Below are 10,353 nucleotides of genomic sequence, written 5' to 3' on the forward strand. Positions count from 1 at the left end.
ATGACTGATGATCCCCCGACCAGGCCAGCATCAAAGCGCAACCGAAGGGCGACGGCAAGGGCATTCACGTCGGGCGGGTAGACTCGTGCACGCCAAGCAACGAGACGCCTTTACCTTATGGGCACGGGTGTTCTGAAGGCGGTCCGCCCCGCTTCGGTGATGCGATAGAGATCGCCAGCGTTCACGTCTAGGCTTCGCTCGATCCAGCCGGTCTGTAAAAGTGTGGCGAGCAATCTTTCGCCAATGGGAGCGGACTTGAGGAGCGGCATCCAATCGCCCGGCATCAGATGTTGCAGGACTTCTCGCTGACGGTAGGTGGGGTACGGCTTCATTTGCGAGCCTTCAGCCCGGGCCCAAGATGATGTTGCTCAGCACCCGCGGCAAATCTTTTTTAGCTTTGCGTCTAGTTTTGAATTTTCGACGGCGAGCGCGTCGACGACCGTTCCCTGATCAGGGGAAGCTTTGGATGCGGCAGCTTTCTGCTTGGAGGTCATAGGCTTCGTAGCTGTTGGTGGCGTCACCCTATCATAACAAGCTAATCGATCCTTAGCCTTCGGCACCGTTGAGCATTCGGAAGCTTGAGCGATTGCGCCTTGGCAGATGACGAAAATCAATGCGGTTGACAGTAAAAACTTCATTCTAATTCTCCCGGAAAATTGGGCGAGTATGATGCTGCCGAGCGCTTGCCGTTCTTCTACCGACAACACCTTGTTCATCTCATTTCTTCGCCTTCAGCCCGATCTCGACAAGCCGGCGGGTTGCCTCAGATAGGCTGGGCGTATCGGGTTGGTTCTCTGCCCACCTCACAATAGAGGCGCGCAGGACTGGAGACGCGCGAAAACCCATCATTGGGTCGCGCCCCGTCGCGGGCCGGCCCCGCGTCTTTTTTGGTTTAGCCTTTATTGACATCTGCGAATATTGGTTTAGCCTAAAAGCAAGCCGAGGGGAAGCAGCAACTTCCGCCCCGGCTCTAACCCGAACCAGGAAGAGGTCAATCCCAATGGATCAGGCTGACAGCGTGCTTAGCACGCCACCCACAAACACGTCTGCAATCGAGCACCCGCAATCCCCCGACAAACCGCATGGGGAAGCACGGGCTACGCCGTTGTACTTCCGGACGCCCGTGACACCAGAAGAAGCGTTTCAAGCCATAGGGCGGCTCCGCAAGGAAGCCAGAGCCGAAATCGAAAGGCTCCTAAACTTCCTCGATGACACCGACAACCACATGGAACTGGAGCCCGACGGCACCGACGACGAGGACAGCGACCCCGGGGAGGATGGGGCAGACGACGAGCCGTCCCTCGGCTCGCATGAATTGCGCAGCGGAGCCGTGTCCTATCTGCCATCGGCAAGCCTCGGCGAGATCGACGTTGAAGGCGAGCACGATGGCCGCGAACCCGACGTCGAGGGTGAGCCGCTGCTCGGCAGCACCGAATCGATGGACCAGCGGGCATGGGGGAGGCTTTCATGAGATCGGAGCATCAACTGATCACGCCTCGTCGAAACTTCCTGATCCGCGCTCTCGGCTTCACCGCGGCCGGTGTCACCATGCCGATCCCGATCGTGACGCTCGCCGACGCCAAGACGCGGATCGATCATCACAAGGCCGGCCTCGCGGAGGCGTGGAAGGATTACTATGCCGGAGCAATATGCTCGGTGCAGGGCAATGGGGCGGAGCCGGAGTTCGTGCTCAGCCAGCCTAATGCCGCCGCGTGCCTGATCTTCTACGCCTCTGTCGGGCCCGGCGCCGACAAGATTGGAGGCGTGCTTTGAAACCCCGCACAGAAAAGGCGCTAAGTTGACGTCAGACGATATTGCACTAACTTGACGTCCACGGGTCAATGATCCGCATCCGGAGAAGCCGCCGCTGTCAGCCCCCAGCGGCGGTTTTGCTTTATCAGCCATGTTCGTCGCGAGAACAAAGCTCGCACAAACCGACAATGAGGCGTTCCGCCAATGGAACACACCGGCCCTGTTCCGAGGCGGCAAATCGTCCTACTTCGCGGCGCTAATCCCCAAGCAGTTATTCAGAAAGGCTAGACGATCTCTTGGGAGGATTTTTTCAGCGTCCGCCTGCTTCGCGCACGCTTGCTGTCTGAGCTGTTCAGCTCTCCGTTTTTCGGCTGCTTCTCGAAACTCCGGAGCGACTTTGCTCGGGTCAACCAACCTCTGTGCGTGCACAGTCGTAACGATGAAAAGAGAAATCAAAGCAACTCGGACAATCATATGAAAAGTGCTTCTGTTGAGAAAACGACCGTTAGCGGAAAAGCGCATGGGAGTTTGCCAGATAGGCCGCATAGTGAAAATAAGACAGGATACAACGAAAGAGGCCGCCAACTGAGGCGGCCTCTGCATTTACTGATCTCAGATTACGAAACGCCAGAACAGTGCCGCTAGAACACCGGTCTCGGCACACACGGCTACAGCCAGGAAATTGATCATCACGCTCCTCCGATAAAGAGAGGGCAGTATCGGCGATCATGGTTAATCCGGGCTTACGTCGGACCCTCACTGCGTAATTCTACTGAGAAGATTTTAAGGACGAGTTAACCAAAGTTAACAACCTCGGAGAATCAACAATAAGCCTCCGGTCAGTTGCAGGTATCTATCGGATATTGATTTCCAACAGCGACGCCGAGGAAGTATTTTTGTCCTTTCTTGCACCTGGCTTTGCACGCACCAACCTCTTTTGAACATGCTGCTTTGTAGCTTGCGTTGGGACCAACGGCCCACGCTGCGCATGTTCGGCCTTGCTCTGTGCAGCTCACGGCTAGCGCCGGTGAAATAGAAATCCCAAGAATTAGCGACCAAGCAGAAACGACCGCTATAGATCTGACAGCCCTCATTGATTCCTCCTTCTGCACCGGCCAGCCAATTCTGACCGGGCGCATTGGTCCTGCGCGGAACCATGGGAACTCTACCGTAGGGTTAGCGTCAATCAAATTAAGCCATTGGGATGGAAGGCCTGTGCCTGTTCTGTGAAGAGAACAAACCTCGCACAAACAGAGACTAGTGCGTTCCATTTTCGGAACACCTTGCGAAAGGAGAGTCCGTGCGAGAATGCTATTGATCGCGCCTGAGCTTTCGCCGTCCCCAATGCGTCTTCGATGATCTGGCCTCGGGGATAGGCTTGGCGCCGTGCAGCGCCAGCATCATGCCTACATGGGCGTGCATCAACGGCCCGCGATCTTCGGCGGCCATGATCACGGCTTCACCGGCAGCTTGCCATTCGGGGCTTTGCTGCTCGTCTTGCGGCAGCTTCATGATGTAGGCCGCCGCATCCTTCAGGGTGACGATCGGCTTTCCGCTCGGCGGCTTGATCGGGTCGTCGAAGGGGCGGGACCATGGCACGGGCGCTCAATCGTCGATCTTGGGTATGCGACCTTTACCGCCGCATTTCTTGCACTGCGGAGGATAGATTTTCCGGCCGGGAAGGGAGGGTTGTTTGACTGCCGGAACGCCGCGGCCGTCACAGGCCGGACAATGCCGTTCGGGCAATTTCTCAGGCAATCGTCTCATCTTCAATCCTGCTCAAAATAAAAGCCGTAGCCCAACCAAACGTTGGGTCACCCTGGGATCCGGGCGCCTAATCCTAGTGGCATTGCCCGGGCTCGCAAGAGCCGATGTAATGCCCGGCCATGGGCACTAAATCGCGAGAGGTCATCTGGGGCAGCCAAATCCGCGGCGCGAAGATGAGCGCGGAGAAGGCGCGCCAGCGTGCGACGGAGGCCGTCCGTGAGGCGGATCGAGCCGAGGCTCACGCTTGGTCGGTGCGGATGGAGGGCTATGGCGGACCCGCGCAACCTTCTCCAACAATCGAGCAATGCCTCAACGGCGGCCTGGGCTGGCTCGAGGTCGAGTGCAACCGATGTAAGAGCCGCGCCAGCCTGCCGCTCAACGCCATCCGCCGGCCGCGGGACACGCCGATCTGGAAGCTTGAGGCGGCGCTGAAATGCCGGTCATGCCGGAAAGGCCGTTACGCGCCGCCGGTGCACATGATCAAGCTGACCGCGAGGCAGGAGATGTCGTTGTGGAATGCCGCACTTCGTCCGGCGCGGTCGAAATTCAACTTCCTCCGGCCGTAATACCTGAAAATTTGCTGCACTACGGTCAGCCAGTGACAATTTCCCTTGATTATTCGAGTGGCTATCGACGGCCGAAAATTGAACGACGTGAAATTGGAAACATCGATCCATTACCCGGTCAGCAAGCAGCGGAAGAGTGGCTTGATACACTCTGAATGCTCACATTTCATTTTCTAAACGTCGGCCAAGGAAGCTCGACAGTCATCGAATTTGAAAGTTCGAGTGGCAAGTCATTTGCAATTATCGACTCAAATCTGCGCGCAGGCGAGACCGAACCGCGCGGGCTGATCAAGCTCCGTGAGTTAGGTGCAAGTCATCTAGCGTTCGCTGCCATGACCCATCCTCATAAGGATCACTATCTCGGTCTTTTCCCCATTCTTAAGGCCTTTTCAGTCGATCAGTTTTATTGCGGGCCGCTCGGCGGCCTCTTTCAGAACTTCGATAGGTTGAAAAAATTCGGAACGAAACTCAAAAGGATCATCAACGGCAGCGATGGCTCGCAGCGAGTTGATGCACTTGAATTGCTCAACATCATTATGTTGGCGACGGACAGAGCCAAAAACAAAAAAATGGAATGGCTGGAATGCGCAGGAGATCACTCCATTCTAGCGCCCACCGGTTTTACGGGCGTTGAGATGGCGACGATATTGCCTCCGGCGAAGGTGAAGGGGAGTTACGTTCAGCAGATCGAGCGTCAGGATCTCTCGATAATCGGAACCTACAAAGAGAACGAGATCAGTCTGGCTTTTGAGTTTTCATACGGTGGTTGTAAGTTAATCATTGGAGGTGACGGAACGATTTCGAATTGGGAAGACAGAAAAAAGTTTGAACGAAACCGCGCATTGCCGCTCGCGGCTCAAATCGTCAACTTGCCTCATCATGGCTCTGGCATAGACTGCCCACCGTCTGTCATTACCCAACTTTTTGACGCGAGTTCGCCAAAAAAATTAGGTATCACCTCTGCAAATGGACTGAGCCACCCAAGCCCCGAGACCATTCAGTTTCTCGAGAAAAGCGGCATCAAGCCATACTGCACAAATTTGATGCCCATATGCGGAGCCAATGCCCAGCAATTGTTGGCGCTCCCGGGCTTAGATCCCCGATTGGCACGATGGATCCGAGAAGTTGCAAAGACCCCCACATCTGTTCAAACGTGTCAGGGGGATATTGCTGTCACCATCCAGAGTGACGGCACCTTCGCTGTCGCTCCCGGGGTCAAGAACGGTTGTGCTTTCAGGGGAGATTTTGCCCACCTGGTTCCGTGACCTTGGTCGGGAACGAGCCGCGAACGGCTTGCTACCATTTTGCTACCCAACTCGGAAAAACGTGGAGGGGGCAGAGGTGACAAGGCGGGACTGAGGAAGTGGAAAAGCCCAATAAACAGGGGCTTCTAGGGACGGCACGTTACAAGAACGGACGGCCGATCCCGAATTACAAAACCGCTGCTCTACCGCTGAGCTAAACCGGCGAATTGAAGGGATCAGGGACAGACGAAATCCTGCTGATCGTTCGGCGGTCGAATACCAGACTTGTCCGCAAAGGGCCAGCAGTTGACAGGCTTTTCCGCGCACGCGCCGGCACAAAAAAGACGACCTCGCGGCCGCCCTTTTTCGTAGCTATCGCGCAGCTGTTTACTGGCAGATGTGCTGGCGGCCGTCTTCGCCGTGGAACCAGGTGCCGGGCTGGCAGACAAAGCCGTTGCGCTGGGCGTAACTCTGGACCAGCTGCGGTCGCCATTGTTGTAAACCGGCGTGATGTCTCACGCCGGCCCGATCACGCAAAAAGAGGCGACCATTGCGGTCGCCCCTTCCAGCTTCGAATTCGGCGTCGCTCAGCAGGGATACCAGCGACCGTCCGGGCCCATATAGGTGGCATAGGGCTCCAGGCCGCAGGTCGTGCTTCCGCGCCGGTTTCCGTAATAGGCGTAGGAGTCGTCATATTGCGGACCGCTGCCGTAATAGGCGTAGGAATTGCCGCGGTAGGGGGAGGAGGCGATGGCGGCCGCGGTGCCGATCGCGCCACCAACGACCCCCGCCGCGACAGCGCCCGGCCAGAAGCCTCCGTGATGATGGTGCGCGTAGGCTCCGCGCTGATGCTGCGCCAGTGCCGGTGTTGCGGTCAACGCGGCAAGGATTGCCGCGGCGCCCAGAAGGCTGGTTTTGGTCATGTCCTTATTCTCCGAAATGAGTGTGCGGAGACAACAACCTCGCGAACCGGTTGTTCCGAATCCGGGTTGTGCCGGTCGCGAACCGGTGTGAAATTCCGGTTCCGCAGCCAACAAGCCGTGAGCAAACCCCACCGATGCAGACGCAGGACATCGACTACCGCGCCGACGCTGATATGCGCGGCTATCTCGCCTTCGATGAGGCCAAAGCCGGGCCGCGGCCGGGCGTGCTGGTGTTTCACGAGGGGCTGGGCCTCGGCGAATTCGTCATGGCGCGGGCACGGATGCTGGCGGAGCTCGGCTATGTCGCGTTCGCCGCCGACATGTTCGGCCAGCGCCGGCAGGCGCGTAATCTGCAGGAGGTGGCAAAGCTGGTCGGCGATCTCCGCAACGCGCCTGCAACGCTGCGCGGGCGCGGCCGCGCCGCGCTGGCGACGCTGAAAGCCATGCCGCAGGTCGAAGCGGGCCGAATCGCGGCGATCGGTTTCTGTTTCGGCGGCTCGGTGGTGCTGGAGCTCGCCCGCGACGGCGCCGATCTTGCGGCCGCCGTCAGTTTTCACGGCGTCCTCACCACCCGAATGCCTGCCGAACCGGGCAGGGTGAAAGCCAGCGTGCTGGTGCTGACCGGCGCCGACGATCCCTTGGCGCCGCCCGAACAGGTGGCCGCGTTCGAGGCCGAGATGCGCGCGGCGCAAGTGCCGGACTGGCAGCTGATCAGCTACGGCAACACGCTGCATGGTTTCACCAATCCGGCCGCCGACGGTTCGATGCTGCGCACCGCGCTGTACAGCGCCCAGGCCGACCGCCGCTCCTGGGCGTCGATGCGGGGGCTTTTTGAGGAAGTGCTGTAACGGCTGAGGAGTCGGCCTCAATATTGCTCTGACAAGTGCGGTCGCTGATGTCATAAGAGATATCGAAACGTCATTGCGAGCGCAGCGAAGCAATCCATCTTTGCCGCATCGTGAAGCAAGGAGATGGATTGCTTCGTCGCAAGGGCTCCTCGCAATGACGGCTGGGGCAGGCGAGCAGGGGACATATGTTCGGAATTCTGGGGCTGGGGTTTCTGTTGGGCATGCAGCACGCGCTGGAAGCCGACCATATCGCGGCGGTGTCCAGCATCGCCGCGCGCCGAAGCCGTGTCGGCGATATCGTCCGCCATGGCCTGACCTGGGGCCTCGGCCATACGCTGACCCTGTTCGCCTTTGCCGGTGCTGCGATCTGGCTCGGCCGCGCCATCCCCGAGCATGTCGCGCGTCCGCTGGAGACTGCCGTCGGCATCATGCTGGTCGGGCTCGGCGCTCACGTGCTCTGGCGTCTCTGGCGCGACCGCGTGCACTTTCATCGCCACGGCCATGATGACGGCACGGTCCATATCCATGCCCACAGCCATGCCGGCGAAACGCGGCCGCACGTCCGCGCGCCGCACGCGCACGCCCACGGTTTTCGCTGGCGCACGCTGCTGGTCGGCCTGATGCACGGCATGGCCGGTTCGGCGGCGCTGCTGGTGCTCGCGGTATCGCAGGCCGCCAGCCCTGCGGTCGGGCTCGGCTATGTCGCGCTGTTCGGGATCGGCTCGATGATCGGCATGGCCGCGCTGTCGACGGTGATCGCGGTGCCGCTCGTGGTCTCCGCGCGCTCACTCACCTGGGCCAATCGCGGCCTGCAGGGCGCGGTCGGCGTCGTCACCATCGCGATCGGCCTCACTACCATCGTCGAGACGGCGTTCGGTTAAGCCCCGTTAACGTTTCCTGATCGCGCTGTTTCGGATTTGAACTGTTACCGATGCTTACGCGTTAGGCTTACTGGCAGTTTGGCTGGCGGCTTTAACCCTTGGGATCGCTTGTTCGGATAGGTTGCCGCTCACAACTGGGAGCCGCAACCATGCGCGCTGCAATCGCACTGGCCATCTTGATCGGAACGACGGCGACGGCATTTGCCGGGGGCGGTTTCGAGATCGTGATTCCCGGCCGCCACGGGGTACCCATCATCATTAACGGCGTCGATGCCTCCTATGCCGTGGTCGAAGGCGACTGGGGTCTCGGCAAGGGCGCGCAGGTGCAGACCAAGGTCTATGGCGGCCGCTATGTCGATCCCGTGCCCAATGTCGGCCACTACTATCCGAGCGGCGGTTTGATGCCGGCCTACGGACGCCTCGAAATTCAGCCGCCGGCCAACCGCAAGCTGCCGCAGCCCGCGGAGAGCTATCATCAGTCATGGGGGGCGCAGTCCAATCCTCCGCCGGCGCAGGCCGACGTGCCGTTCTATCCGCCGCCGGTGATCGTCGCGCCGCAAATCGACGTCCCGCGGCGAGAGTACCGGAACTGATCAAGACGAGCGTTTTCTACACCAAATCTTCCACTCGAATTTCCACACCAAGAGTCCACGCCAACAAAAAAACAGATCCACAGGAGAGAGTGTAATGCGTAAGACGATTTCAGGAATGGTGGCGGCGGTTGCCGTGATGATGACGATGGGCGCCGCGCCCGCGATGGCCTGCTACACCGGCTGCGCGCCGGCCCCGGTCTACGTCGCCCCGGCGCCGGTCTATTCCGGCTGCTATACCGGCTGCGGCGGCTGGGCCCGTGAGCGGCTGCCCGATCCGGTGCACCAGTATTATTACGTCAACCAGGGCCCGACCTATACCGGCCCGGGCAACTGGGCGCCGCGTCCGGTCTATCAGGAAACCTCGGTGTCCTACGGCCGTCCTCATTACGGCTATCGCATGCACCGGCACTACGGCCACCGCTATTCGGTTCGCCCGAGCGTCCGTTACGGCTACGCGCCGCGTCTTGGTTACGCTCCGCGTCATGGCTACATGCCGCGCCACAGCATGCGTCATCACGGCGGCGCGACGATGCATCGTCACCACGGCCATCACCAGGGCCACGCGCTGCGCCGCTACAACTGATCTGACAATGGTTTGAAAATATCAGCGCCCGTTCGCATCACGCGAGCGGGCGTTGTGCTGCATTACTTGCCCATCAGGCCGAGCTTGCTGGCACCGATATAGAGCGCCAGCACCGCGGCGTTCGACACGTTGAGGCTTTTGATTTCGCCGGGCATGTCGAGCCGCGCCACCGTGCTGCAGGTCTCGCGGGTCAATCGCCGCAAGCCCTGGCCTTCCGCCCCCAGCACCAGCGCCAGCGGCTGAACCAGCGTCATCGCGCCCAGGTCCTCGTTGCCCTCGCTGTCGAGCCCGACGGTCATGAAACCCTGATCGTTCAGCTCGTTCAGGGCGCGCGCCAGGTTCGTCACGGTCACCATGGGCACCAGCTCCAGCGCGCCGGAGGCGGATTTCGCCAGCACGCCGGTGGCTTCGGGACTGTGTCGCGCCGTGGTGACGATGGCCTTGACCGCGAACGCCGCCGCCGAGCGCAGGATGGCGCCGACATTGTGCGGATCGGTGATCTGGTCGAGCACCAGAACGATACCCTCCTGCGGCAGGTCGCCGATATCGGGCGAATCCAGCGGCTCGGCCTCCGCCAGCAGGCCCTGATGCACGGCGTCCGGGCCAAGCCTGATGTCGATCAGGTCCGGTCGGACGATTTCGGGGATGACGCGCAGGTCGATCTTGTCGTCGGCCAGCCGTTTTGCGGCGTTTTCCGTCAGCCACAGCTTGCGAATCCGGCGCTGCGGGTTGGCCAGCGCCGCCGCGACCGTGTGCCAGCCATATAGAATGACCAGCCCGTCGGGGCTCGCCTCGCGGTCGCGCCCGCCCGGCCGGCGGCCGAATTGGCGCCCTTTGTCGGGTCCTTTGCCGCCTCCGCGCTGAAAGCGCGGTTTTCGATCACGATCGCTCATGGCAGGCTTGTGTCACGGGTTCCGAATAATGGCAATTTGAGCCCCTGGCGGCCCGGGTCCTGGCGGCCCGGATTAAGGGGGGCGCCTTGGTTGACTTTGCCGGGCCGTTTCCCCCATAAACGCGCCAACCGGGAGCTCGCCATCGGCGACCGGTTTTAACGTCATCCATGACCTTCCTGCCGCCATTTTCGGCGGGTGGGTTCCGATGCTGTTGAGCGGGGGAGTGTCCCGAGTGGCAAAGGGAGCTGACTGTAAATCAGCCGTCTTACGACTTCGAAGGTTCGAGTCCTTCTTCCCCCACCA

12 protein-coding genes and 1 tRNA gene are annotated in these 10,353 nt (G+C 60.3%); 9 read left to right on the top strand and 4 right to left on the bottom strand.

Annotated features, from left to right (window positions below):
• Window positions 1-368: 368 nt before the first annotated feature.
• Window positions 369-716 carry a hypothetical protein gene (locus tag Q7T45_RS23420; protein WP_304873973.1) on the bottom strand — a complete coding sequence of 116 codons (348 nt, stop codon included), beginning with the start codon at window positions 714-716 and terminating at the stop codon, window positions 369-371.
• A gap of 284 nt (window positions 717-1,000) precedes the next feature.
• On the opposite strand from Q7T45_RS23420, the gene Q7T45_RS23425 reads away from it, so the two are divergent.
• Both Q7T45_RS23425 and Q7T45_RS23430 read left to right on the top strand, forming a co-directional pair.
• Window positions 1,001-1,471 carry a hypothetical protein gene (locus Q7T45_RS23425; protein WP_304873974.1) on the top strand — a complete coding sequence of 157 codons (471 nt, stop codon included), beginning with the start codon at window positions 1,001-1,003 and terminating at the stop codon, window positions 1,469-1,471.
• Complete coding sequence (locus Q7T45_RS23430) at window positions 1,468-1,773, top strand: hypothetical protein (protein WP_304873976.1); 306 nt, start codon at window positions 1,468-1,470, stop codon at window positions 1,771-1,773. The genes Q7T45_RS23425 and Q7T45_RS23430 overlap by 4 nt, the downstream gene beginning before the upstream one ends.
• 1,290 nt (window positions 1,774-3,063) lie before the next feature.
• Here the strand turns inward: Q7T45_RS23430 and Q7T45_RS23440 are convergent.
• Window positions 3,064-3,351 (bottom strand): hypothetical protein, encoded by a 288-nt coding sequence (locus tag Q7T45_RS23440; RefSeq protein ID WP_304873977.1) that lies wholly within the window; start codon window positions 3,349-3,351, stop codon window positions 3,064-3,066.
• Window positions 3,352-3,638: 287 nt separating this feature from the next.
• On the opposite strand from Q7T45_RS23440, the gene Q7T45_RS23445 reads away from it, so the two are divergent.
• Window positions 3,639-4,085: a hypothetical protein gene (locus tag Q7T45_RS23445; RefSeq protein WP_304873978.1), complete on the top strand. Its 447-nt coding sequence runs from the start codon at window positions 3,639-3,641 to the stop codon at window positions 4,083-4,085.
• Window positions 4,086-4,240: 155 nt separating this feature from the next.
• Window positions 4,241-5,350 (top strand): ComEC/Rec2 family competence protein, encoded by a 1,110-nt coding sequence (locus Q7T45_RS23450; protein WP_304873980.1) that lies wholly within the window; start codon window positions 4,241-4,243, stop codon window positions 5,348-5,350.
• 566 nt (window positions 5,351-5,916) lie between these two features.
• On the opposite strand, the gene Q7T45_RS23455 is transcribed toward Q7T45_RS23450, so the two are convergent.
• A complete protein-coding gene (locus Q7T45_RS23455; protein WP_304873982.1) occupies window positions 5,917-6,252 on the bottom strand; it encodes a hypothetical protein in 336 nt (111 codons plus the stop codon).
• Window positions 6,253-6,386: 134 nt separating this feature from the next.
• Between Q7T45_RS23455 and Q7T45_RS23460 the strand changes: the two genes are divergently transcribed.
• The 4 genes from Q7T45_RS23460 to Q7T45_RS23475 all read left to right on the top strand — a co-directional run bounded on the left by Q7T45_RS23460 (window position 6,387) and on the right by Q7T45_RS23475 (window position 9,157).
• The gene (locus tag Q7T45_RS23460; RefSeq protein WP_304873983.1) at window positions 6,387-7,100 is read left to right on the top strand and encodes a dienelactone hydrolase family protein; all 714 of its coding nucleotides are present in this window, start codon (window positions 6,387-6,389) and stop codon (window positions 7,098-7,100) included.
• A 185-nt stretch (window positions 7,101-7,285) separates the two neighbouring features.
• Complete coding sequence (locus Q7T45_RS23465) at window positions 7,286-7,981, top strand: urease accessory protein (protein ID WP_304873985.1); 696 nt, start codon at window positions 7,286-7,288, stop codon at window positions 7,979-7,981.
• Between the two features lie 149 nt (window positions 7,982-8,130).
• Complete coding sequence (locus Q7T45_RS23470; protein WP_304873986.1) at window positions 8,131-8,574, top strand: hypothetical protein; 444 nt, start codon at window positions 8,131-8,133, stop codon at window positions 8,572-8,574.
• A 94-nt stretch (window positions 8,575-8,668) separates the two neighbouring features.
• Window positions 8,669-9,157, top strand: a complete 489-nt coding sequence (locus Q7T45_RS23475; protein WP_304873987.1) for a hypothetical protein — start codon at window positions 8,669-8,671, stop codon at window positions 9,155-9,157.
• 62 nt (window positions 9,158-9,219) lie between these two features.
• On the opposite strand, the gene rlmB is transcribed toward Q7T45_RS23475, so the two are convergent.
• A complete protein-coding gene (gene rlmB, locus Q7T45_RS23480) occupies window positions 9,220-10,050 on the bottom strand; it encodes a 23S rRNA (guanosine(2251)-2'-O)-methyltransferase RlmB (RefSeq protein WP_304873989.1) in 831 nt (276 codons plus the stop codon).
• Window positions 10,051-10,267: 217 nt separating this feature from the next.
• Here rlmB and Q7T45_RS23485 point away from each other — a divergent pair.
• A tRNA-Tyr gene (locus Q7T45_RS23485) sits at window positions 10,268-10,353 on the top strand.

The sequence above is a fragment of the Bradyrhizobium sp. genome (assembly GCF_030646015.1).
GTDB lineage: Bacteria > Pseudomonadota > Alphaproteobacteria > Rhizobiales > Xanthobacteraceae > Bradyrhizobium.

What these genes read in the sequence shown, in the direction of transcription:
- Q7T45_RS23420 (WP_304873973.1), bottom strand. Translation starts at nt 716, where the DNA reads ATGAACAAGGTGTTGTCGGTAGAAGAACGGCAAGCGCTCGGCAGCATC.
- Q7T45_RS23425 (WP_304873974.1), top strand. Translation starts at nt 1,001, where the DNA reads ATGGATCAGGCTGACAGCGTGCTTAGCACGCCACCCACAAACACGTCT.
- Q7T45_RS23430 (WP_304873976.1), top strand. Translation starts at nt 1,468, where the DNA reads ATGAGATCGGAGCATCAACTGATCACGCCTCGTCGAAACTTCCTGATC.
- Q7T45_RS23445 (WP_304873978.1), top strand. Translation starts at nt 3,639, where the DNA reads ATGGGCACTAAATCGCGAGAGGTCATCTGGGGCAGCCAAATCCGCGGC.
- Q7T45_RS23450 (WP_304873980.1), top strand. Translation starts at nt 4,241, where the DNA reads ATGCTCACATTTCATTTTCTAAACGTCGGCCAAGGAAGCTCGACAGTC.
- Q7T45_RS23455 (WP_304873982.1), bottom strand. Translation starts at nt 6,252, where the DNA reads ATGACCAAAACCAGCCTTCTGGGCGCCGCGGCAATCCTTGCCGCGTTG.
- Q7T45_RS23460 (WP_304873983.1), top strand. Translation starts at nt 6,387, where the DNA reads ATGCAGACGCAGGACATCGACTACCGCGCCGACGCTGATATGCGCGGC.
- Q7T45_RS23465 (WP_304873985.1), top strand. Translation starts at nt 7,286, where the DNA reads ATGTTCGGAATTCTGGGGCTGGGGTTTCTGTTGGGCATGCAGCACGCG.
- Q7T45_RS23470 (WP_304873986.1), top strand. Translation starts at nt 8,131, where the DNA reads ATGCGCGCTGCAATCGCACTGGCCATCTTGATCGGAACGACGGCGACG.
- Q7T45_RS23475 (WP_304873987.1), top strand. Translation starts at nt 8,669, where the DNA reads ATGCGTAAGACGATTTCAGGAATGGTGGCGGCGGTTGCCGTGATGATG.
- rlmB (WP_304873989.1), bottom strand. Translation starts at nt 10,050, where the DNA reads ATGAGCGATCGTGATCGAAAACCGCGCTTTCAGCGCGGAGGCGGCAAA.